Source organism: uncultured Pelagimonas sp. (assembly GCF_947498515.1).
GTDB lineage: Bacteria > Pseudomonadota > Alphaproteobacteria > Rhodobacterales > Rhodobacteraceae > Pelagimonas.
This window is the reverse complement of sequence record NZ_CANMKO010000006.1, coordinates 288,012-311,563: the sequence shown is the minus strand read 5'-3', so window position 1 is coordinate 311,563 and position 23,552 is coordinate 288,012. Positions and strand designations below refer to the sequence as shown.

General features: G+C 55.0%; 18 protein-coding genes and 1 tRNA gene. 8 read left to right on the top strand and 11 right to left on the bottom strand.

Annotated elements, in window-relative coordinates:
* Window positions 1-889: 889 nt before the first annotated feature.
* From Q1A43_RS13690 to Q1A43_RS13675, 4 genes are all read right to left on the bottom strand, one after another.
* Window positions 890-979, bottom strand: a tRNA-Ser gene (locus Q1A43_RS13690).
* 419 nt (window positions 980-1,398) lie between these two features.
* Window positions 1,399-2,259: an acyl-homoserine-lactone synthase gene (locus Q1A43_RS13685; RefSeq protein WP_299936030.1), complete on the bottom strand. Its 861-nt coding sequence runs from the start codon at window positions 2,257-2,259 to the stop codon at window positions 1,399-1,401.
* 82 nt (window positions 2,260-2,341) lie between these two features.
* On the bottom strand, window positions 2,342-3,043 hold the full coding sequence (locus tag Q1A43_RS13680; RefSeq protein ID WP_299925970.1) for an autoinducer binding domain-containing protein: 702 nt from the start codon (window positions 3,041-3,043) through the stop codon (window positions 2,342-2,344).
* Between the two features lie 220 nt (window positions 3,044-3,263).
* Window positions 3,264-3,974: an SGNH/GDSL hydrolase family protein gene (locus tag Q1A43_RS13675; protein WP_299936028.1), complete on the bottom strand. Its 711-nt coding sequence runs from the start codon at window positions 3,972-3,974 to the stop codon at window positions 3,264-3,266.
* Between the two features lie 198 nt (window positions 3,975-4,172).
* Here Q1A43_RS13675 and Q1A43_RS13670 point away from each other — a divergent pair, with 198 nt between their 5' ends.
* Entirely contained in the window at window positions 4,173-5,792 is a 1,620-nt protein-coding gene (locus Q1A43_RS13670) for a GMC family oxidoreductase N-terminal domain-containing protein (protein ID WP_299936025.1), read from the top strand.
* A gap of 1 nt (window position 5,793) precedes the next feature.
* Here Q1A43_RS13670 and Q1A43_RS13665 read toward each other — a convergent pair whose 3' ends face one another.
* Complete coding sequence (locus tag Q1A43_RS13665) at window positions 5,794-7,266, bottom strand: ABC transporter substrate-binding protein (protein WP_299936022.1); 1,473 nt, start codon at window positions 7,264-7,266, stop codon at window positions 5,794-5,796.
* A gap of 145 nt (window positions 7,267-7,411) precedes the next feature.
* On the opposite strand from Q1A43_RS13665, the gene Q1A43_RS13660 reads away from it, so the two are divergent.
* The 3 genes from Q1A43_RS13660 (at window position 7,412) to panC (ending at window position 10,582) form a co-directional block, all read left to right on the top strand.
* Window positions 7,412-8,809, top strand: a complete 1,398-nt coding sequence (locus tag Q1A43_RS13660) for a hypothetical protein (protein ID WP_299936019.1) — start codon at window positions 7,412-7,414, stop codon at window positions 8,807-8,809.
* Window positions 8,810-8,897: 88 nt separating this feature from the next.
* Window positions 8,898-9,743: a 3-methyl-2-oxobutanoate hydroxymethyltransferase gene (gene panB / locus Q1A43_RS13655; RefSeq protein ID WP_299936016.1), complete on the top strand. Its 846-nt coding sequence runs from the start codon at window positions 8,898-8,900 to the stop codon at window positions 9,741-9,743.
* Window positions 9,740-10,582 carry a pantoate--beta-alanine ligase gene (gene panC / locus Q1A43_RS13650; RefSeq protein ID WP_299936013.1) on the top strand — a complete coding sequence of 281 codons (843 nt, stop codon included), beginning with the start codon at window positions 9,740-9,742 and terminating at the stop codon, window positions 10,580-10,582. The genes panB and panC overlap by 4 nt, the downstream gene beginning before the upstream one ends.
* Before the next feature lie 81 nt (window positions 10,583-10,663).
* Here panC and Q1A43_RS13645 read toward each other — a convergent pair whose 3' ends face one another.
* A complete protein-coding gene (locus Q1A43_RS13645; RefSeq protein WP_299936011.1) occupies window positions 10,664-11,941 on the bottom strand; it encodes an acetylornithine deacetylase/succinyl-diaminopimelate desuccinylase family protein in 1,278 nt (425 codons plus the stop codon).
* Between the two features lie 51 nt (window positions 11,942-11,992).
* Entirely contained in the window at window positions 11,993-12,952 is a 960-nt protein-coding gene (locus tag Q1A43_RS13640) for a DUF2125 domain-containing protein (RefSeq protein WP_299936008.1), read from the bottom strand.
* Between the two features lie 64 nt (window positions 12,953-13,016).
* Between Q1A43_RS13640 and Q1A43_RS13635 the strand changes: the two genes are divergently transcribed.
* From Q1A43_RS13635 to Q1A43_RS13625, 3 genes are all read left to right on the top strand, one after another.
* On the top strand, window positions 13,017-13,547 hold the full coding sequence (locus Q1A43_RS13635; protein ID WP_299925996.1) for a gamma-glutamylcyclotransferase: 531 nt from the start codon (window positions 13,017-13,019) through the stop codon (window positions 13,545-13,547).
* A gap of 65 nt (window positions 13,548-13,612) precedes the next feature.
* Complete coding sequence (locus Q1A43_RS13630; RefSeq protein ID WP_299925999.1) at window positions 13,613-14,785, top strand: biopolymer transporter ExbB; 1,173 nt, start codon at window positions 13,613-13,615, stop codon at window positions 14,783-14,785.
* Between the two features lie 3 nt (window positions 14,786-14,788).
* Window positions 14,789-17,416, top strand: coding sequence for a peptidoglycan -binding protein (locus tag Q1A43_RS13625; protein ID WP_299936006.1), 2,628 nt, complete (start codon window positions 14,789-14,791; stop codon window positions 17,414-17,416).
* Window positions 17,417-17,419: 3 nt separating this feature from the next.
* Here Q1A43_RS13625 and Q1A43_RS13620 read toward each other — a convergent pair whose 3' ends face one another.
* From Q1A43_RS13620 to gloB, 3 genes are all read right to left on the bottom strand, one after another.
* A complete protein-coding gene (locus Q1A43_RS13620) occupies window positions 17,420-18,373 on the bottom strand; it encodes a M23 family metallopeptidase (protein WP_299936003.1) in 954 nt (317 codons plus the stop codon).
* Window positions 18,373-20,703, bottom strand: a complete 2,331-nt coding sequence (gene clpA, locus Q1A43_RS13615; protein WP_299936000.1) for an ATP-dependent Clp protease ATP-binding subunit ClpA — start codon at window positions 20,701-20,703, stop codon at window positions 18,373-18,375. Before clpA ends, Q1A43_RS13620 begins: the two co-directional genes overlap by 1 nt.
* Window positions 20,704-20,854: 151 nt before the next feature.
* Window positions 20,855-21,616: a hydroxyacylglutathione hydrolase gene (gene gloB, locus Q1A43_RS13610; RefSeq protein ID WP_299935994.1), complete on the bottom strand. Its 762-nt coding sequence runs from the start codon at window positions 21,614-21,616 to the stop codon at window positions 20,855-20,857.
* A gap of 73 nt (window positions 21,617-21,689) precedes the next feature.
* Between gloB and Q1A43_RS13605 the strand changes: the two genes are divergently transcribed.
* Window positions 21,690-22,439: a methyltransferase domain-containing protein gene (locus Q1A43_RS13605; RefSeq protein WP_299926014.1), complete on the top strand. Its 750-nt coding sequence runs from the start codon at window positions 21,690-21,692 to the stop codon at window positions 22,437-22,439.
* 74 nt (window positions 22,440-22,513) lie between these two features.
* On the opposite strand, the gene Q1A43_RS13600 is transcribed toward Q1A43_RS13605, so the two are convergent.
* Complete coding sequence (locus Q1A43_RS13600) at window positions 22,514-23,536, bottom strand: hypothetical protein (protein WP_299935991.1); 1,023 nt, start codon at window positions 23,534-23,536, stop codon at window positions 22,514-22,516.
* Window positions 23,537-23,552 lie beyond the last annotated feature (16 nt).

Here is a 23,552-nt window from a genome sequence, read left to right as displayed (position 1 = left end):
AGTTCTATGAACAATGCAACAAGTTCGATAAAGTCGCCTGAAACGGAGTAATCAGCCTCCGGGAAAAACGGGGCGGTTCAAATGCCTTTGGGGTGATGAAGCTTCAGACTATGCTGCGTGATGACAACGCAAACCCCTGTAAGATAACGATTTCCTCCTGCTTGTCTTAGGTCTCAATGAAGATCGACATTTGCCGTTCCGCTTCCAAGGCGAGAGCATCAGGTGGATCGATCTCCGGATGCTCAGCCTGTGCAGAAGGTTCAAGATGTGCGTCTTGGTCGGCACACCCGCTTCCAGCGCTCGTTCTACGCCACGCAGAACTGCGTCTTCGTCGTGGGATAACACGAGGGATTGGACACGACGATCTCTGCCACCCTTAGGGCTGCAGGCGGCGGACGATGTTGGGCATCACTGCAATTAGCCGCACCGTTGCGGAATGCCCCGGTCTGCGCTGAATGACCGCTTGATAGTGGTGCCAGTCATGGATGACTTTACCAGGCTTATGATGGAGCTGATCAATATCGCGGTCGTGTGTGCAAGCGACTTGCCCCTCTACCGCGACAACCAACCGTTCCGGACGCTCTCCTCGCTCTGGCCCTTCTCCCAGCCTGCCGCTGGATTGCAAACTCAGGTTCAAAGATGAAATAGAAGGTCAATGCTCTGAAGCGTGCGTTGACACGAGGTTGAAGAATTATTCGTTACGAGGTGCTGGTTGCAGTTTTTGCCGGAGATTTGAATAATTGGTTCAGGCGTAGGTTCTTAAAGTACTGAAACAAGAATGCCTTCCCACACAGATCTGCATAAAATGCTTACCTTGGCACCCCGAAATGTACCCTAACGCGCAATAAAGAAATTTGAATTCCAGATCCAAAATCTTAGCCAGATTTAGTGGCGGAGACGAAGGGATTCGAACCCTCGAGACCCTTCCGGGCCTACTCCCTTAGCAGGGGAGCGCCTTCGACCACTCGGCCACGTCTCCACCGACGCGTATATCCAAGTAAACATAGAGGACACAAGGTGAAAAAACTCGTTTTTGAATTTTTCCTGTAAAGGTTTTTAACCGGTGTCTTACCGATAATCTTTGCAAGCTTATTGGGAGATCTGGCCTTTTCGGACCGTGATGCCACTGTTATTTGTCTGCGGCGAAACGGCTGATGCCGTTTTCAAATACCTCGCACCCCGTCAACGGGCTGTATGTCATTGCAGATGGCGCAAACGAGGAACTTCTGGGCCCATTCGCTCTGTGAAGGTTAGGTAAAAAATCAGTGTTGTGGAATGGCTTGGCACCTCATGATGTTCGAGCAAAAGGGGAGCATTGTTCCACCTAGGGAAACCAGCAAGACAAACAAAAACCCCGAAGTTTCCTTCGGGGTCAAGCACTTGTTAAACTCGTACTCTTTAACAAACAAAAAACCGGGGCCGTTGGTGCGATATCATTCCCTCTTCAAACAGAACCCCTGCCAAGCGATTGGCGGCATGTAATTCGTCCCGCGAATTTGCGGCGGTTGCTTGATCGAGGCAATATTGTTCGAGCAGGCTACTGCTGTCTTGTTCGGGTGCTGCTCGCGCGGCGAGAATGGCGGCCATTACGCTTGGATCAATAACTGGTTCCACTGGATCGGCCAGCGCAGCGGCTTGCGTTTCATCCATAAAAACGTCCCCTTCAATTCCAGCGAAATCTTTGATTTTATTGATACGTTCATCGCTACAATCCAACAAAGCCGCCATGGCCGAAACCTTGCCCATCGGAGTGGTTTTTCCGACGTACCCATATGGGGCGCAATCCGACCGCTTTAAAACCCGATCCATCACAGGGTCGATCACTGTTACAATGTCCGATATGCCCGACTGCTGGGCGTATTCAAGCGACGCCGCCATCAATTCGCAGGTCGCATAAGAGACTGAATTTCGGCACTTTCCACGGTCTAGCGCTTCGGTATCTACGCAAAATCGAGTCGATTCCCAGAGTGTGGCGCTTCGCAACGGTTGCTCCCCGTTCAAGATCGCAGAGAACACGTCAGACAGCATGTGAGGGCCTGTTGTCTGAAGGGCTCTAACGCAAGACACGACCTTGCCCTCATCGTTGACGCCAATCACATAGGCTGGATCTAACGCGTCAAACTGATCGATTTCTTTCCCCTCCTTGATGTCAACTTCCCATCCAAGGCGTTTACCAAAAACCCGTGCCCTAAGGGCAAACATCTCATCCAGAAGCCGGGTGTAACGTTCTCTGTTGAGGCCATCGACGACAATAATCATGGTTCTTCTCCACTACCCTATCCAGGTACGAGATGATCATGCTTTCGATTTCCTCCGCTATTGGGGAAATCCCGTAGATTGGTTAATTTGGATGAATAAGGCCCATTCCGATGGCCCGTCCGACGGCCTGAGATGTCGTTAAGGCACCTAATTTAGACCGGCTAGACCGCAAATGGACTTCTACTGTCCGATTAGAGATGCTCAGAATATCGCCGATATCCTGCTGGGTCTTGCCAGCGGCAGTCCATTGTAGAATTTCGCATTCTCTCGCAGAGAGAGTTGGATGTGTCAACGATCGTGTCAAAGCGTGCGAGTGAACAACGTTGTCATGCAGGTGCACAGCGGCATTTTGCAGTTCGCCAAGGATTTTCTTTTTGAGAAGCTTCCATTCCGCGTCAGGACAATCGCGCGTCACGCTGAACAATCCAACATCCCCAAACGGTCCGCGCACAGGTATCGTAAGGCCTTGTTCGGAAATGCCAAAATCATGTGCTGCGCGAAAGACAGACTGAAAACTCTGTTCATTGCGAAGCCTATGCCAATCCACCGGCGCGATGCTACGCGTTGCCATGATCAATGTCGGATCCTTGTATTGGAACCCTTGCTCCACATAAAGCGTCTGCCATTCATCGGGGTAATTTACGAACCCATGGACAGATTGGGCAACCGGGTTAACACCCGCATAGGCCGCAAAATCAAGTTCATGAGTTTCACAAACAGAGTCCAGAAAATCCCGAAGATTGTCTTCGGCTTGGGGAAGCTTGCTGAGATCAATTACGGACAAAGGGTTCCTCTTGACCCGTGCGCTTTGGTCGGCACGTCAATACCAAGTGTCAGGATAGTTTCTCTGTAAAAGCCAAAGGACGCAACAAAAAATGCGGACATGTCCCAAATATGAATATCTAACTTCGTTTGGTGATGGGAATGCTGGCACGGCACCACATGCAAACCGATCTATCAACACAGTCCGTGCTCACTGGGTGCTTTGGCCGTTGGAGCTTCGGTCACCCAAGCAAAGTAGTGGCACCCTTGTTGAGATCCTGATCATCCCGGATCATGTCCGCTGCTTTTTGAGCCCATTGTTTGTAAATCAAAGGACCTGGATGAAATCCATCTGAAGCCATATGCGATTCATCTAAATCTAGATCGAGCGGCAAGTGGCGTCCGGCGGGGTGGCGTTCAAGCAATCCCCGTAGCGCCGCATCAAACCGGTCGCTCCGCTGGCCAAGAAGCTGGCGCAACGGGTCAGGCAGCAAGGGAAAGCGACCCATAGGAGGAAGGGCTGACCAGTAGATTCCTGATGCGCCATGGCGATCGGCCAGTAGATCAAGAACTTGCTGAATCCGCGCTTGCCAAACACGGAGTGGAACTCCGTTTTTGACGTCGTTTACCCCGAGTGCGACCACGACAAATTGCGCATTTAGCGGATTTTCTTGTAACAAAACTTCCCGGGCCCATCCGGTTGTGGCCCCGGATTGTGCTATGAGCTGCCAACTGACCCGATGGTCCTCAGCCAGTTCGGAGACAAGTTGACCGGTCAAAGCGTCGTTTTGGTTGGAAACACCCACGCCCGCGGCCGATGAATCTCCCAAAACCAATAGGCTGATGTCCTTGCCTACGCCCGATTGCCCAATGCGTTTGCCTTCTGGTTCAGGCAACACCATGGCCGTTTTTTTGACATGCATCGCCTGAAGCGCCGCATGTGGATATTGCATCAATCGTTTGACCATCTGAGCGACCGGATCGTGGAGGGTTAAGGGTCATGACGTTATATTGTAAATATTAGATATTTGACACAGGTGACGCCAGGGCGCTTGGTCACAGTTTGTGGAAACGCTCTCTCGTTGACGTCGGGCAAGAAAGAGCATTCAATCGCTCGGCTGCCCTAGGGGCTGAGGAGCATTGGGGGACCTATGACGCAGGCGACAAAGTTAGACGGTGAATTCGACTATATTATTGTCGGGGCTGGCACGGCTGGCTGTGTGCTGGCCAATCGGCTGACCGAAGACCCATCGTGTCGGGTTCTGCTCCTCGAAGCGGGGGGATCGGACAATTACCATTGGGTCCATATTCCGGTGGGCTACCTCTATTGCATCGGCAATCCACGCACCGATTGGATGATGAAAACCGCCGCTGAACCGGGTCTGAACGGCCGTTCCTTGGTCTATCCCCGTGGCAAGGTGTTGGGCGGCTGCACCTCGGTTAACGGCATGATCTATATGCGCGGGCAGGCGGCGGATTTCGACACCTGGCGGCAGATGGGCAATACCGGCTGGGGCTGGGACGATGTCTTGCCCTATTTCCTCAAATCCGAAGACCACCATGGCGGCGATAGCGACATGCATCGCGGTGGCGGCGAATGGAAGGTCTCTAAGCAGCGATTGGAATGGGACATTCTGCGCGCGGTTCAGGAGGGTGCCAAGGAGTTTGGCATTATGCCACGCGACGATTTCAACGACGGCAACAACGAGGGGTCCGGTTTTTTCGAAGTGAATCAAAAGGCAGGTGTGCGTTGGAATGCGTCAAAAGCGTTTCTGAAGCCGGCGATGAAACGGCCCAACCTGCGGGTTATGACCCATGCGCAAACGGATCATCTCGTGCTTGAGGGCAAGCGCGCGGTTGGCGTTCAATTCCGCCACAAGCGCCAATTGATGGAGGCCCGGACACAGGGCGAAGTGCTTTTGGCAGCGGGGGCAATCAATTCGCCCAAAATCCTTGAGCTTTCCGGGATTGGTCGCCCCGATGTCTTGTCTGAGTTTGGGATCGAGGCACGCCATGAAAGCGCGGGGGTGGGTGAAAACCTGCAAGATCATTTGCAAATCCGCACTGTATATAAGGTTAAGAATGCCAAGACGTTGAACACCATGGCCAATAGCCTTTGGGGCAAGGCCAAGATCGGGATGCAATATGCCTTGACGCAATCGGGGCCTATGTCGATGGCCCCAAGCCAGTTTGGTATTTTCACCAAATCCGACCCGTCCAAGGCCACACCTGACCTCGAATATCACGTACAACCTTTGTCGACGGACAAATTGGGCGACCCGCTGCATCCGTTTCCGGCGATCACAATGTCGGTCTGTAATTTGCGGCCTGAAAGCGTCGGGACCTGTCATATCCAAAGCCCCGATTTGGATCAGCAACCCGATATCCGCCTGAACTATCTTTCTGCCGAGGTGGACAAGGCGATTGCGGTAACATCGGTGAAACAGGCGCGGCAAATCATGACGGCCAAGGCCTTGGCCCCACATGCGCCCGAAGAAATTTTGCCCGGCCCCTCTGTGGCCAGTGAAGACGAGTTGTTGAAATCGGTAGGCGACATCGCCACGACGATTTTTCACCCGGTAAGTACCTGCCGCATGGGCAGTGATGACATGTCCGTGGTCGATACCGAACTTAGGGTGCGCGGCATGGAGGGATTGCGGGTGATTGATGCGTCGATCATGCCGCGCATCACCTCGGGCAACACGGCGTCGCCGGTAATCATGATTGCGGAAAAGGCGGCGGATATGATCAAAGCCGCCGCCAAACCCTAGTTTACTCGGTCCAGCGCACACCGGTTAGGTCGGTGGCTTGGGTCGGTTGATTTAGCCAAAGCCCCTCAAGCCGCGCATCGGCAACCGTTGGATAAGCGAGCTGAAACAAGTAGCCGTTGACGTAATCTTCGGAAATGATCGTCTGCGCTTTGGCGATCATCTCTTTGCGGGCGGCCTCGTCTGTTGTGCCGGTCAGGTCCGAGATCAACGTTTGGAAATCGGCGTTGTCATATTGGAAGTAATACTCGGGCCGCGCATAAATCCCGATGTCAAAGGGTTCGGTGTGGCTCACGATGGTGAGACCAAAATCCTTGCCACGAAACACTTCTTCAAGCCATTGCGCCCATTCAAGGTTACTAATCTCGGTCTGAATGCCGACCTCGCGCAATTGTGCGGCGATGATTTCACCGCCTCGACGCGCATAGCTTGGCGGCGGGAGTTTGAGGGTTGTGGTAAAGCCATCGGCAAATCCGGCTTCGGCCAAAAGGGCTTTAGCTTTCTCTGGATCGTAGGCTGAGTTACCGGTCAGATCGACATAGGCCGGATTATGCGGGGCAAAATGGCTGCCGATTGGGGTGCCAAGGCCGAACATCGCGCCGTCAATGATATCTTGGCGGTTGATGGCATGGGCGATGGCCTGACGGACAAGGACATTGTCCAGCGGTGGCATGAGGTTGTTGGTCGACAAGATCGTTTCGCCTTCGGTCGATCCGACAAGCACCTGAAACCGTGGATCGGCCTCGAATTGTGGGAGGTTTTCGGGCGCGGGGTAGCCCGCAAACGCATCAATGTCCTGAGCCATCATTGCCGCAAAGGCGGCGGTTGGGTCCGAGATAAACTTGAACGTCGCCTCGGTCAGGGCCGGTTTTTCACCCCAATAGGCGTCGTTCTGGGCAAGGGAAATGCTATCCCCCTGCTTCCAATCAGCGAACTTGAAAGGGCCGGTGCCAATCGGTGTTTGTTTGATGCCGTCGATGCTTTCTTCGGCAACAATCACCGCATCGCCCCAAGCCAAGTTGAATAGGAAATTGCCATCGGGTTTGGAAAGGATCACCTCAACGATTAGCGGATCAACCGCGTTGACCTCGGCTATCCCGGCAAAAAGCGCCTTTTGCGCGTTGGCGCTATCTTCGGCGCGGGCGCGATCAAGGCTGAACTTCACATCGCCTGCGTTCATATCGGTGCCATCATGGAAGGTGACGCCGCCGCGCAGGGTAAAGGTATAGATCAACCCATCGTCGCTAATGGTCCAGCTTTCGGCAAGGCCGGGCACAACCGCGCCGGTTTCCGTAAAGCGGGTCAGACCTTCGAAAACATTGGAGTAAAGCACGCTGTCAATGGCACCGGCTGCGGCGGATGTGGGGTCGAGATGCGGCGGTTCCAGTTGGATGGCAATTGTCAGATCAGTTTGCTGAGCCTGAGCGGCCCCGGCCAAAAACGTGGCTGCCAATAAAGCTTTGCGAAAATGCGACATGGGTGTCTCCCTTTGGGTAAGGCATGGGGAAGAGTGTTGCCGCAACTGGGGCGGTAATCAAGCGCAGCCTTTGCATTGTTCTTATCGCGTCAAAGTTGCGCCCTATTATGCGATTAACGATTGGGTAAATATTCGGAGTGGTTTTATGTTGGAATTGATCAAACGTGCATTCAGTCGAGACGCCGCAAGCGATGCTTTTGAAAACCGTCGCGCTGGTGTTGGACGACCCTTTTCAGCGGGTGTAAATGAGCCAACAATGGACGACGTGCCACCCGTGGCGGACGGACCCTGGAGTAAAGGCGAACACAGGGACGCGACGCCTCCGGTTGATGTCCCCGTTGAAACGACCTCTGACATCATCGTTCCCAAGTCCGCCTTTGATGCGTGGCCCGAGGATTCGAACCCGTTGGTCAACGCCGTTGTTGATTATGTGAATACCTTGTCGAATCAGGGGCTTTATAAGCGAAAAGAAATCCATGCGGTCGCGCGTCAGGCTTTTAACTGCGACTATTATCTCGCACAGGTCTTGAATGGCGGCCACGCGCAGTTTGTCGGAAACTCCGGTGTTCTAATTGAGGAAACTTGGGGTGATGTAAGCGCGGCTTTGAAGGCTATGCACGCAAAGGATTACATGCTTTTGGCGCATGCGGGGCGAAAATGGGTGCTAGAAAACCCAGAGCTTGCCAAAGAGCAAACCGGGTTTGAAGGCGGTATTGATCCGGCACTGGCCAAGCTCGACAAGCCCTTCTATTTGCTCAATACCAAATCACCATTGCGCCCAAAAATCGCGGAATGGTTAGCCATGCATCCCGACCTAAAAGTTGTTGCGGATGACGCGTTGGGCCAAGAGATGCAGAACGTTATCGATGCCAACGCCATGTTACCGCATCGCAAAGCAATTATAACATGCGCCAGTGTAACGGGACAATTGACCGACCCGTTGCGCGTTGGCACTGCGATGTGTTGTGGCCGCATATCTCCGCTAGATTTTTTGGTTCAGATCGGCAGTGGCACTTACAAGCCAATCGAGGGTGACAAGATGATGGCGTTCATGGTCTCAACCCTAAGCGGAAGTTGCTATGCAACGCCGATCGAAGGGCATGGGGTTACGTTGTATGAGTGCGTACAACATGACAATGCCCATTTGCCCAAGAACAAGTTTGACGCGAGTTTGGAGGACATACAGGCCTATCGCCCGAATGAAGTGGGCCGACAACTGTCACATGTGTCTCAGGATGAGATACTGTCCGCGATTGATCTGGCCAAGCGTTTCCAAGCGGGCGACGCCATCCATTTGCTGGCCACTCAGCTAAAGCAAAAGGACGTGTCATCCCTGACGATTTTGAACGCAGGTCGCATGCAAAACGGTCAAGAGGCGTTGATTTGTGGTCAAATTGTTGAGGGGCAGGTGTGGATTTACAAGGTGATGGAACACGGGGTGACCTGTGACCTTGCGAGTGCCGATGGCGGGCAACTTGCAGCGGCCTCTAGAGCCGAGGTTTCCTTCCATGCGCAATCACATGCGATCACCTCTTTGCGCTGACGTCACGAGCCGAAACAAATCCGCACTGGTTCTGCAGCGCAGCAAATGATACACCCCCGCGAAATATTCTTGCGTGGAGGACGCGGATATGAGCGCGACAGCAAAGAAACGGGCCCCAATGCCCGACGATATTCGGGCCCGCAAAGGCGGTGAGCCTTTGGTCAGCCTAACAGCGTATACAACGCAAATGGCCGAACTGATGGACGCCCATTGTGACTTTGTCCTTGTTGGGGACAGTGTCGGGATGGTTTTGCACGGGTTGCCGTCGACCTTGGGCGTGACCATGGAGATGATGATCCTGCATGGTCAAGCCGTGGCCCGCGGGCTTCGCAACGCCATGATGGTCGTCGACATGCCGTTTGGGTCCTATGAGGAAAGCCCCAAACAGGCCTTTCGCAACGCGGCACGTATAATGTCAGAGACTGGTGCCGCCGCCGTGAAGCTTGAAGGTGGTGTGGCCATGGCAGACACCATCGCGTTTTTGGTAGCGCGGGGCATTCCTGTGATGGCGCATGTTGGGCTGACGCCACAATCTATCAACACGCTTGGCGGCTACAAAGTTCAAGGGCGCGGCGATGCCGGCGACGCCTTGATGGCGGATAGCAAGGCGGTGGCCGACGCAGGGGCCTTTGCGGTTGTCCTGGAAAAAGTTCCGGCAACTCTGGCGGATGAGGTGACGGCCGAGATCAACATCCCTACAATCGGGATCGGCGCGTCGGCGGGATGTGACGGGCAAATCTTGGTGGTGGATGACATGATCGGGTTGTTCACGGCCTTTAAGGCGAAGTTCGTTAAACGCTATGCCAATCTAGGTGAGCAAGCCGAGGCCGCTTTTGCAGAATATGCAGCAGACGTGCGCGCCCGAACGTTCCCGGCCCAAGAGCATCTTTTTGCCGATGAAGCACCGCAAAAGAAGAGCGAGACAGGCAAATGATCCCGCCGATTATTCGTACAAAAGCCGACCTTCGATCCCGCGTTGCAGAGTGGAAAGCGGCCGGGGAGAGCGTGGGCGTTGTGCCAACAATGGGCGCGTTGCATCAAGGGCACCTGAGCTTGGTGCGCGCCGCGGAAGAGGCCTGCGATCGGGTTATCGTTACGATTTTTGTGAACCCTAAGCAGTTCAACAATCCCGAAGATTTGGAAAACTATCCGCGCACAGAAGAGGATGATGCCAAGAAGCTGTCTCATCATCGGGTGGATATGGTTTATGTACCAAACCCCGAGGAAATCTATCCGGATGGTTTTGCGACCAATGTGTCGGTGTCTGGCTTGACGGATGTATTATGTGGCGCGCATCGGCCCGGTCACTTTGATGGGGTAGCGACGGTTGTGACCAAGTTGTTCACCCAAACGCGGGCGGATCAGGCGTTTTTTGGCGAAAAAGATTTTCAGCAATTGCAGGTGGTGACGCGGCTGGCGGCTGATCTCGATTTGATGACCGAGGTTGTCGGGTGCCCGACCATTCGTGAAGAGGATGGTTTGGCGATGTCGTCGCGAAATTTGTTGCTCTCGGACAGAGCGCGGATCAAGGCCCCCGCCTTGGGAGACGCGATGGAGGCCATGGCCGAAGGGTTGCGGGCCGGAGGGTCAGCTTCGGAATTGCGAATAGAGGCGCGCAAGCGGATTTTGGCAGCCGGGTTCACCGAGGTTGAATATCTGGATCTGCGTGCCTGCGATGATCTTTCGACGCTGGACAAACCCGAACGCCCGGCGCGATTGCTGGCGGCTGCGTGGTTGGCCGGGGTGCGTTTGATCGACAATATCGCCGTTTAATCGGATGGCGGGGACGCTGTTTCAGCAAGCTGAAAGACGCCCCACCCGCCATCCCGCAGACCGATCGTTCAAACGGAGTGTTCAAGGGGTGAGCAAGAGTTTTTGCAGGCTTCTGGCCATGACCCGTGTGCTGTCGAGCATGTCTTTTACGGCAATGAATTCGTCAGGTTTATGGGCCATCTCGAGATCGCCGGGGCCATAGGCGATGCAATTCTTGAGCTTGCCGATCCGATCAATGTGCTTTTGGTCATAGCTCCCCGGTGAGGCGACATAATCCGGTTCTTGCCCCAGCACGTCGCGGATCGCCTCATGTACCGTTGTCACAACCGGAGCGTCTTTGGCCGTCATGGACGGGATCACACGGTTGATTTCGCGCAGGTCATAGTCAAAACCGGGGCGGGTCGATTTCAGCTCTTCGAGCAGGTCAATGACCTCGGTTTGTGTTGCCTCCAACCCTTCTTCGATCAAAAACCGCCGATCTATGACAATTCGACAGCTATCGGGCACACAATGCGCCGGAAGGCCAGTGTAGTCGGCGGGTTGTTCGGGTTGACCGCCATGGATCGAATTGATGTTCATCGTCGATTGACGCGCACCATCGGGAATAACTGGCATATCGGTGTGCCGGGTCGCCATCGCTGGGAAAAGCTTGTCTTCAAAGGCATCAAGTACCGCGCCCATATGACGGACGGCGCAATCACCAAGGAAAGGCATACAGCCATGGGCAATTTCCCCCTTGGTCTCAATTTCGGCCCACCATCCGCCGCGATGCCCAAGGCAAATCCGATCATGACCCAAGGGTTCAGGGATAATCACGTGCTGCACGCGCGCCGGATCAAAGAAACCCTGTTCTGCGAGATAGGCGACGCCACCATAGCCGCCAGATTCCTCATCGGCGGTGCCGCTGATTTCTATGGCTCCGGCGTAATCTGGATGTTCTTCTATGAAAGCTTCGGCGGCGATGATGGATGATGCCAAGCCGCCTTTCATGTCACAGGCCCCGCGCCCATAAATCAGATCGCCCTCGAGTGCGGCACCAAACGGGTCGCGGGTCCAGCCATGACCAACCTCGACCACGTCGGTGTGGGAGTTAAAGTGCACGCATTCGCCGGTTTTCCGCCCTTCGCGGCGGGCGATGATGTTCCAGCGCGGATAGCGATCACTATCGCCAGGGGCCCCATGGGCGCGGATAAGCGAGCAGCTAAACCCACGTGATTCAAGGCGTTTGGCTAGATATTCACAGATGTCGCGGTAGTTTTCACCCGGCGGGTTGAGCGTCGGAATGCGGATCAAATCCTGAGTCAGGGCGATCAAATCATCGCGCTTGTTGTTGATCCGTTTGAAAATACCATCGTCCATGGGTGCCTCCGTGTGCGGAGTGTTCACCCAATGCGTGTTTTGTGCAAGAGGTTAGGGCACTTGCAATAGTGGTGCCGGCCCAAGTGGGATCAAGCCAAGAGACATCTGCCCGTCAATTAACCTTAGCGGCAAATCGAGCGTGTCGGAGCGCCCCTTAAGACCGGCCACGACAGACAAGCCTTGGACCAGTTTTTCAGTCACGCTTCCGGGTAATTGTTGTCCAACACGGGCCTGTTCCAAGGCATCCTGCCAATTCACCGCCCGCAGGGTGAGTTCCCCCGACGCGCGACCTTGGCCATCGACATCAAGGTCTCCGGCCAAGTTCAGGTTCAACGCGGCAAGCTGATAGGACATCAAAGACACATTAATTTTGGTGGGTTGGGGGCGGTCGCCTTTTAGCGTCGACATGGCCCAATCCTTGTCAAACGTAATGCGAGTGTTGATTTGTGTATCGTCGACCCGACCCTCGGCCAAGGGGGTTAGCCGCCCTTCGGCGCGTGCGATGGACTTGGCAACAAATGCAAACTGGTATTGTTTGTCGTCCTGACGGAGCAAGGCGGCGGTCGTTTCGGCGAGCGCCGTTCCCCCCCAATTCAAAACGGTGGCTTCTGCATTGACGCGATCAATGCGATCCCCATCGGCAAATACGACACTGGCGCGGAAACCTTCGCTGGTGACTTCGTGAACGCCGGTTGCCGTTGTGATGGTCTGCAAATCCGGAAAGATCAGGATGCGGTGATCGGGTTTGTAGCTTAGGGACAGGATTTGAAAAAACGGCGCTTCCCAGAGGATGTTGGTATCGGGATTGGCAAGGGACAGATCTTCAAATGTCATGTCCAAGCGATTGGGGAAACCGCCGATCGAAAAGTCGACATAGGTCGCGACCCAGCCATCCTGACGGCGCTCCTCGAACCATGTTTCGACTTGCCCGCGCAGGGTATGCGCCTGAAAGAACCACCATCCGGCCCACCCAAAGGCAGCCAAAACCACGATCATGATAAGCCGTTTCATTGCTGGCCCCTTTTCCTATCCTGCTTGATGGTGTTTACAGCCCGGAACGAATAAGGACCAGACCATGACACTTTGGGTATTTGGATACGCGTCGCTTTTGTGGAACCCTGGGTTTGAGGTGGTGGAAAGCCAACCGGCCCGGTTGCAGGGATATGCGCGTAGCTTTTGCATGTATTCGATCCACCATCGCGGTAGCGAAGAAAAACCCGGGTTGGTTTTGGCGCTAGACGAACATGACACCGCCGAATGCGATGGCTTGGCCCTGCGCGCCGCGCCGGGTACCGAGGAAAGCGCTCTGGAGTATCTACGCGAACGCGAGCTGGTGTCCGCCGCCTATTTGGAACGCATGTTGCATGTGCAATTGGGCGACGGGCGTCAGGTTGAAGCGGTGTCTTATGTGATCGACCCGGACCATGTTCAATATACCGGCGCGCTTTCGCTGGAAGAACAGGCCCAGATTATCGCCCATGCTCATGGCGGGCGCGGTCCAAACTGTGACTATCTGTACAATACTGCTGCCCATTTGGACGAATTGGGTGTTCCCGATGCGGATTTGCACTGGCTGTCTGATCGGGTCAAAGCTTTGCGTGTATAAGTGCTTGGCGAAATGGAACTAAACGCTTAGGCTCTGCTCAAACAGAACAACGTGTCAGGTGTCCGATGGACCAGCCGGACCTCGAGGCCGAGCCGCATTTCTCTCAACCCGTCCGTCAGGTCTTTTTGATGCTGTCGGTTTTGGGGCTGTCTGTCGCCGGTGCCGTTTTGGCGCTGCCGCGGGTTTTGCCGGTATTCGAGGCCAACCCATACCTGAACGGGTTTATCCTTTTTGTCTTTGTGATCGGGGTGTTGGCTTGTTTTTGGCAAGTCGCGCAACTGATCACCTCTGTGCGTTGGATTTTGAACTTCGCCCGACCAGGCGATCAAGGCATGCGGGCCAAAGCGCCGCAACTTCTTGCCCCTTTGGCGACGTTGCTCGGGCGGCATGACCGCCGGATGCAAATCAATACCACCTCGACCCGGTCGATTTTGGATTCTGTTGCCACCCGGATCGACGAAGCCCGTGAAATCACCCGCTATATCGTGTCTTTACTGATCTTTTTGGGCCTGCTCGGCACATTCTACGGTCTGGCAACCACGGTTCCGGCTTTGGTCGACACAATCCGCGGCCTTGCCCCGCAAGAGGGCGAAGAAGGCGTTGCGGTTTTCAATCGCTTGATGACAGGTCTTGAAAGCCAATTGGGCGGCATGGGCGTTGCTTTTGCCTCGTCTTTGTTGGGCTTGGCCTGTTCTTTGATAGTTGGTTTGTTGGAACTCTTTGCAGGTCATGGCCAAAACCGGTTTTATCGTGAGCTAGAAGAATGGCTTAGCTCGATCACCAAAATCGGCTTTTCCTCGGGTGAAGGCGACGGGCCTGATCTTGGGGCCGCCGGTTTGGTTTTGGACCAAATGGCCGAGCAAATGGAACGTTTGCAGTTGCTTTTCGCGCGCTCGGAACAGGGGCGGGCGGATGTTGATAACCGTCTAGCCCAGCTTGCGGATTCGCTTGAACGTTTGACCGAACGCATCGAAGCCACTGCGCCCACCGCAAATTCGATGGCGCGCATCGCCGAAGGCCAAGAGCTTTTGGCCGAAGCGATCCGAGAGAAAGAAAGCAGCGAAGGCTTGGATGCCGAAAGCCGAATGAGGCTCCGTTCGATTGACGTGCAAATGCTGCGCATCCTCGAAGAGATTGCCGCCGGTCGTCAGGAAAGCATGGCCGAATTGCGCACCGATTTGGCGGCACTTGGCCGTAAATTGGCGCAAACCCCACGTAGCCGTTTGGGCGAGGACTAAGCCATGGCGCTGTCCCGTCGCACCGGTGCCCGGTTACAGGCCTCGATCTGGCCGGGTTTTGTGGACGCGATGACCGGGCTTTTATTGGTCCTGACCTTTGTTTTATCTATCTTTATGGCGGTTCAGTTTGTCCTGCGGGAAACGATTTCCGGGCAGGAAACCGAACTGGATTCGCTTTCAACCGAAGTCGCGGCCTTGGCGCAGGCGTTGGGGTTGCAAGAACGGCGCAACACCGCGTTGACCAATGAAATGGGTGAACTTCAGGCGACCCTGAACGACAACGAAACGCGGTTAACCGAACAAGCACAGATCATCGCATCGCTATCTGCAACGCGTGATCGCCAAGCCGCGGATCTCGAAGCGGCGACGACGCGCATTGCCAGTTTCGAAGAACAAGTGGCCGCACTCTTGTCCGAACGGGATGATTTGTCGGCCGAGTTGGGCAAAGCGCGCGGGGAGATTGACGCCCAAGCCGAAGCAGCCTTGCTTGCTGCAGCTAAACGCGAAGCGTTGGAGGCCGTGCTCGCCGATCTTCAGGCCAAAAGTTCAGAGCAGGCATTGCAGATCGGTGCCTTGACTGGCGAGTTGAGTGAAGCGCAGGAGGCGCTGAGCGAAGAAGAGGCCCAAAAGCTGGCCGAGGCGCAGGCCGCAGAATTGTTGCGCAAACGGCTTGAAGACGCGGATGCTGAGCTGACTGCTATGACCTTGGCGTTGGAAGATGAGCGTCAAAAGGCAGAGGACACATTGACGCTTTTGGCGGCGGCACGCCAAGCCGAAGCAGAGTTGAATGCACAACTTGCAGCGGCGTTGATTGCTGGGCAAAGCGAAGCTCAAACATTGCAAGCTCAGCTGGACAGTGCAAACGCGGAGCTGACCCGTCTTGAAACCGCCCTTGGCGAGGTCCGCGATCAAGGGGCCGATGCGGGCAAACGATTGACCGCTCTGCAAGAGGAGCTGGCCGCAGAACGAGCCGCGCGGCAACAGGCCGAAGCGGCTTTGAGTGATGAGGAAAAGGCCCGTAGTGATGCCGAAGGTGCATTGGCCAAAGCGCAGCAGTCGGCAGATGCCACTGATACGCGCCTGTCAGATTTGTCGGCTAAACTGGCCGCTGCGTTGGCGGGGCTGGCCGAAGCCGACAGTCTTAGGGGCGAGTTGAGTGCTTTGCGAGACACAAATAGCGAGTTGAGCACGTCGTTGGCCCTAGCAACACAACAAAGCGAGGATGCCGCAGCGGCACTTGCGAATGTGCAAAGCGAACGGAGCGCGCTGGAAGCCGCCGCAGCGGATGCACAGGCACAATTGGCCGCTGCCCAGACCGGTTTAGAGGACTTGGAGGCCCAATCAGCAGACCTTGCGGCCCGGCTTGGGGCCGCACGGGAACGGGGTGATTTGGGCGATGAACGACTGGCAGATTTGCAGGGCCAAGCGGCAGAGTTGCAGGTGCAACTTGAAGCATCTGAAAAACGCTCTGGTGAACGCCAGCTTCGAATTGATGCGCTTGCAAATGAAAACGAGGAGCTTACGGCGCAATTGGGGTCATTGAGCGCGAAGGCCGCGGATCAGGTGGAATTGATTGGCGCGAGAAACCGTGCCGATCGCCTTGAGGCGGAGTTGGCGGCTGCGGCGGCACGCGACACCGACCGGGATGCTGTGATCTCTGACCTGCGCCAAGCTTTGGCCGTTGCCGAGGCCCGAGCCTTGGAGCAAGAGGACGATAGCCGGTCTTTGGAAGAACGTCTCGCTGCGGCTTTGGCCGCGCGGCTTGAGGCACAGGGGTCCGCCGAAGATGTGCGTGCCAAGCTGATTGCCGCCTTGGCAGCCCAAAAGGCGGCCGAAGCCGAGCTAGATACGCAATTGTCGGAAGCCGAACAAAAGCAGGCTTTGTTGTCGCAAGCGCGTACAGAATTGGCTCAAAATCAGGAACGAGCGAGTGTCGCTGAGAAGCAAGCAGAGCTTCTGAACCAACAGGTTGCGGCATTGCGCCAGCAGTTGGGCGAGCTTCAGGCGCTTTTGGATGACGCCAAAGTTCGCGATATCGAGGCGCAGGTACAATTGCAAAATCTCGGGTCCGATCTAAATGCGGCGGTGGCGCGATTAGCGGCAGAGGAACGCAAACGTCGCAAGTTGGAAGAAGCGGAGCGCAAACGTCTTGAGGAGGAAAAGAAGGACCTTGAACGCTATCGCTCTGAATTCTTTGGCCGTTTGCGCGATGTTGTTGGTGCCCGCGAAGGGGTTCGGATCGAAGGCGATAGGTTTGTGTTTTCGTCCGAGGTTCTCTTTCCGCCAGGTGAAACCGAATTGTCCGCCTTGGGCAAACGGGAGATTTCCAAGGTTGCCAACGTCCTGCGCGCCATCGCGAGCGATATTCCAGATGGGATTGATTGGGTCATTCGAGTCGATGGTCACACAGATAATGTTCAGGTTCGTCCGGGCGCGGCCTTTGCGGACAACTGGGAGCTCAGCCAAGCACGCGCTTTGTCTGTTGTGCGTGTTCTGATCGATTCCTACGGCATCCCACCACAGCGCTTGGCAGCGAATGGGTTTGGGGAGTTTCAGCCAGTCAATCCAGAAAACTCGGCTGAGGCGCGCGCTCAAAACCGCCGGATTGAGCTTAAATTGACCGAGCGATAAAGTTTATTCGATGGTGATATGTGCAAAACGATGGGCGATAATCTTGCCCTTGCGAAGAAGCGTGGCTTCGCCAAGGTAGTCACCTTTTGCCCAGCCCGCGCTTGGGGCTTTGCGGCCAAACGCCCGCATCTGGCTCACTTTTGGATGCTTGAGCACCATGTCATGGTTGAAAACCTCGCCCTTTGGACCAGAGACCACAAACTGCAAAACATCGCCGTGCTCGGCATGTCCTGCATGCATGTAGATCACGATTGGGCGCGTCGGTTTCCCGGTGTCCAACCGCGCAGATCCGTTTCGGACGCTGTTTAGGTTAGGGACATGGTCGGCAAAACCTGCTGTCAAAATGCCGGTCCGCACATATTGGATTGGGTCGGCCCACATCGAGTCCGTTTCGATTTGACAGCTATCCAGCGGGCCGGGTTGAAAGGGGTCGATTAATGTCTTGCCCTGATACACTGAAAAATGCAGGTGCGGGTGGTTGGTTTGACCGGATAGGCCGACCAAACCCAACTCATCACCGGTTTCGACGATGTCGCCGGGCTGTTTTGTGACTGACCCCAGCCGTAGATGACAGTATTGGCTGACCCAACCCTGTACATGTTCGATGACGACCGCATTGCCACAGGCGTTTTGGCTGGTAACGCCCCGCATTTCCCGATCATCAGGCATTTCATCGCGAATGCGTAAAACGCGGCCTGGGGCGGTGGCAAAAACGGCGACGCCGGTTTTAATGTCATCAAAAGACAGAAGCGCAAAGTCGGTACCTTTGTGCCCGTCACGTGCGTTCAGGCCGCATTGGTAATCGGTTTGCACGCCTTTGGTTGGGTCGTGATCAACGTAGTCTTCGATGTAACACGTTTCGCCAAGCGTGCAGTCCAAAGGAAAGCCCAGACGAAGATCCTCCGCCTGGGCTGATTGTGCCAAAAGGGCGATTGCCCCGATTAGGGCGATGCGCATTAGTCAGCCGTCAAAAGTGGTGGCTTTTTCTTGGTGCTGATCTTGGGCTTGTCGGGCCCTTCTAGGTTCAACACCAACTCGCCGTCTTTGATTGAAACTTTGACGAGGCCACCTTTCATCAGTTTTCCGAACAGTAGCTCTTCGGCGAGTGGCTTCTTGATGTACTCTTGGATGACACGACCGAGCGGACGGGCCCCCATTTTGTCGTCATACCCCTTGTCAGCAAGCCATTCAGCCGCAGGACGGGTCAATTCGATGCTGACGCCGCGATCCATAAGTTGCGCTTCGAGCTGAAGCACAAACTTTTCGACCACCTGAAGAATGACTTCTTTCGGCAGTGGCTGGAAGCTAATCACAGCGTCGAGACGGTTTCGGAATTCCGGCGTAAAGGTGCGTTCGATCGCAGCTGTATCTTCGCCTTCACGACGATCCCGACCAAATCCGATAGCGGATTTCGCTTGTTCTGCAGCCCCGGCGTTGGACGTCATGATCAAGATCACATTGCGGAAATCAACCGTGCGACCGTTGTGGTCAGTCAAAGTGCCATGGTCCATGACCTGCAACAGGATATTGTAGACATCCGGATGCGCTTTTTCCATTTCATCTAGGAGCAACACGCAGTGCGGATGCTGATCGACTCCGTCGGTCAACTGTCCGCCTTGATCAAACCCGACGTAGCCGGGAGGGGCCCCAATCAGGCGCGAAACCGCGTGTTTTTCCATATACTCGGACATGTCAAAGCGCAGAAGTTCGACGCCGAGATTATCCGCCAGTTGTTTGGCGACCTCGGTTTTACCGACACCGGTTGGACCGGCAAAAAGATAGTTCCCGATTGGTTTTTCAGGTTCGCGCAAACCGGCACGGGCCAGTTTGATTGCCGAGGAGAGGGCGTCGATGGCGTTGTCTTGACCAAAGACCACGCGCTTGAGCGTTTTTTCAAGATCTTTGAGCATTTCTGCATCGTCTTTGGAGACGTTTTTCGGAGGAATGCGCGCAATTTTTGCAACGACAGCCTCGATCTCCTTTGCACCGATTGTCTTGCGACGTTTGCTTTCGGCAACCAAGTGCTGTGCGGCACCGGCTTCGTCGATCACGTCAATCGCCTTGTCCGGCAACTTGCGGTCATTGATATAGCGCGCGGCGAGCTCAACGGCGGATTTGATCGCATCGGCCGTGTATTTAACGCTGTGGTGCTCTTCGAAATATGGCTTCAAGCCCTTGAGAATCTTGACCGCATCTTCGACTGACGGCTCATTCACATCAATCTTTTGGAACCGACGGCTTAGAGCGCGGTCTTTTTCAAAATGCTGGCGGAACTCTTTGTAGGTGGTCGAGCCCATGGTGCGCAGCTTGCCGCCCTGCAACGCAGGTTTCAGCAGGTTAGAGGCATCCATGGCACCACCCGACGTGGCACCGGCCCCGATAACAGTGTGGATTTCGTCAATGAAAAGGACCGCATCGGGGTGGTCTTCTAGCTCATTAACCACCGCCTTAAGGCGCTCTTCGAAATCGCCGCGATAGCGGGTACCGGCCAGAAGAGCCCCCATATCGAGCGAATAAATCGTGGTTTTCGACAGGACTTCGGGTGTTTCTCCGGCAACGATTTTGCGCGCCAACCCTTCGGCGATGGCGGTTTTGCCAACACCGGGATCACCGACCAAAAGCGGGTTGTTCTTGCGGCGACGGCACAGCACCTGAATACAACGCTCAACTTCGGAATCGCGGCCAATTAACGGGTCAATATCACCCTCACCGGCTTTGACGTTGAGATCGACACAGTATTTGGCCAGCGCGCTTTCCTTTTCGGCGCTGGACTGCTGCGGCTCAACATGAGGCGCTTCTTCTTCCTCTTCGGCACCGGTGATTGGGCGGCTTTCGCCGTAAGCCGGATTTTTGGCGACGCCATGGGCGATGAAATTCACGGCGTCATAGCGCGTCATGTCCTGTTCTTGCAGGAAATAGGCTGCATTGGATTCGCGCTCGGCAAAGATCGCGACCAAAACATTGGCCCCGGTGACCTCGGTCCGGCCAGAGGATTGAACATGGATCGCGGCACGCTGAATCACCCGTTGGAACGCGGCGGTTGGTACCGCCTCGGAGCCTTCGATGTCGGTGACAAGGTTCGACAGATCCTCATCCACAAACTCAACCAATGTGGTGCGAAGCTCTTCTGTGTCGACGGAACACGCCTTCATCACGCGGGACGCATCCGGTTCGTCAATCAGCGCCAATAGCAAATGTTCCAGCGTGGCGAACTCATGGCTGCGCGAATTGGCCAAGGCCAAAGCTGCGTGGATTGCCTGCTCAAGCGTATTCGAGAATGAAGGCACGAGGGTGCTCCTCTTGTTTTAAGCGCTGTCGTTGACCGCCAGCATGTCTTCTTAAGGTTAAAGTTTGGTCGATTAACGCCAAGCTTCAAGTTTTTTCTGCCCAAATGCGGTTCACTTTCCACCGCATTCCCGTAACCGGGCGTGATTTCCGCTAAAATTGGTCCTTGCGGGCGCGAATTTCGGCGAACACCTCGGCATCGGTGGCGTCTTCCATGTTCAACCCCTTGCGAATTGCCGGATCATCGGCGCGCAAAAACGGGTTTGTAGCCAATTCCAGTGCCAAAGGCACCTGCGCTGTTGGGCGATTTTCAGCGCGTGCTGTTTCTATATCTTGGACTCGGGAGATAAGCTGCGCATTCTCAGGGTCAATAGTCAGCGCAAATTTCGCATTGGATGCGGTGTATTCGTGACCGGAATAAACCATGGTCTCCGGTGGTAACGCGGCGAGCTTTGTCAGGCTTTCCCACATCATGTCGGCGGTCCCTTCGAACAAGCGACCGCAGCCCAAGGCCATAAGACTATCGGCGGTGAAAACGGCACCGCCTTTTGGATAGTAAAACGCCACATGCCCCAATGTGTGACCGGGAACAGAGATGACCTGACATAGCCCTTCATCCTTGCCACCGGAAAAACCGTCGGGCAGGGCGAAATCAAGTTTGGGCAATTGGTCTTCTTCGTCCTTTGGGCCCATGACCATACAGTTGTATTTAACTTTGAGCGCATCGACCGCTTGAACGTGGTCCCAATGATGGTGGGTTAGCATGATCACACCGGGCGTCCAGCCGCGCGCCTCAAGGGCTGCAATGATGGGTTCGGCCTCGGGGGCATCAATAACCGCGACACCATCTGGCCCGTTCACCAAATAGGCATAGTTGTCTTCAAGGCAGGGCACGGTGACAACTTCAAAGGGCATGGTCTTTCCTCGCGGGCAATGACAAACTAACCCCAGAGTGACGCATCTGCCACTGGGCTTCAATGGGGCTGACATGCATCTGGACGTACAAGTTTTGCGGGATTTCTATTATCGCAGCGCGCTAGGGCGGGCGGCGCAGAAAATCATTCGCAACCAAGTGTTGGACTTTTGGCCAGAGGCCAAGGGGCAAACCGTGGCCGGGTATGGGTTTGCGGTGCCTTTGTTGCGCCCTTACCTTCCGGATGCGCGGCGCGTTGTTGGGTTGATGCCCGGCCCGCAAGGGGTGATGCCTTGGCCCGCAGGAATGCAAAATGTCAGCGTGTTGTGCGAAGAAACCCAATGGCCGCTGGAAACAGGGCACACAGATAAACTGGTGTTGATGCATGGGCTAGAGACGTCGCAGAATCCGACCGAGGTTTTGGAAGAAGCCTACCGCGTGCTAGGCCCCGGCGGTCAGGCGCTTTTTGTGGTGCCAAACCGGACTGGGCTTTGGGCGCGGGCGGATCAAACGCCGTTTGGGTTTGGGCGGCCCTATACGTCGGGTCAGCTTGAGGCACAGTTAAAGCGCCATGACTTTGTTCCAGAAGCGCATGTGTCGGTGCTGTATCAACCGCCTTCAACCCGGCGTTTTTGGATGAAAACCGGGCCGTTCTGGGAAAAAACCGGTCGCGCTATTCCCGCCATTATGGCCGGAGGGGTGATGATGGTTTTGGCATCCAAACGCCATCCGCCACGCCATCGCGGTGTTGGCGAAGCGGCAAGGGTGTTGAGCCCCTTGGATGTTTTGACACCAAAACCGGGCAAAGTGGCCGAGCCGGTATAACCGCCTCAGCTAATCTGCGTGGAAACAACAACGTGGAAAATGCCGCGATCGGTCACGAGCTCCGGAGAGAAGCTTCAGTCATAGTCCATGCCCAGAGAAGTTGGGTTTAGAGCGTTGAATTCACCTAGATGGATGTCTGCAAGGCCGAGACTGTTGTCTTGGATAAGGGCCAAAATCTCCGTATAGTCGTCGACTTGCTCAGGTATTTCCAACCCGTCTGGGACAAGGAATACCTCTATGTTCCAATCTTCGGGATCACCTCCAGAAGGGCTTTTGTCGGTTGCATCGGTGCGTGAATGAATAGCGATCAACTGGCCGTCGGTGTCTTCGGGGAAATCAATTTCGATGGTGTCCAGACTGTCGGCCGTTAGGCTTGGCACAAGCGACGTACTGTCAAAGCTGTGGTTGTCAGTAACCTGAATAGCAACCGTGTAGGCCTCTCCATCTCCGCTCACATCCACAAACGAAGAAGACAGGCCGATGGTGATATGATCTTCGCCGGCACACGGTGTGATCCGTAGGCTGTCTTCGTCATATGCATTGACGCTAGTCGTATCGTTCCCTGCCGTTCCGTCAAACGAAGACCCATTAGATAGAAACGCTGTTGAGTAGTCATTTGGCTGTATCGATATGACGCCGACATGACCATCAACCAACAGATCGAGGCGAGCAATTGGTGTGATGCCTTCTACGATTTCATCCACCTCGATATCATAACTAGAGATCGGAGTGTCAGAGACGAATTCTGGGCTTGGCAAACGCGCATCCCAAATGCGCATCGGTCCGTCTCCGTTGTTGAAATCTTCCTCATTTGATCCGGTGCTACCCAGATCCCAAGACCCCACAAGCTGCATACCCAGATCATCAGTGATTTCGTTTAGATAGGAGTACGTTTCAACGTTGCCAAATCCCGCGCCCTCTTCTCGTGTTTCAGGGAATTCGGCACCTTCCGGCAAGAGGGCAAGATTGACTGAGTAGTCGACTTCACCCGCTTGATTCCCCAAATTGCCCCGTTCGGCGATTTGAAGAGCCACCAGCGATCCGGTCTCGTCTTCGCCGAGTTCGATGTTGACGGTTCCATCCGTATTCTCGGTCACAGTTGCCCCAAGATCA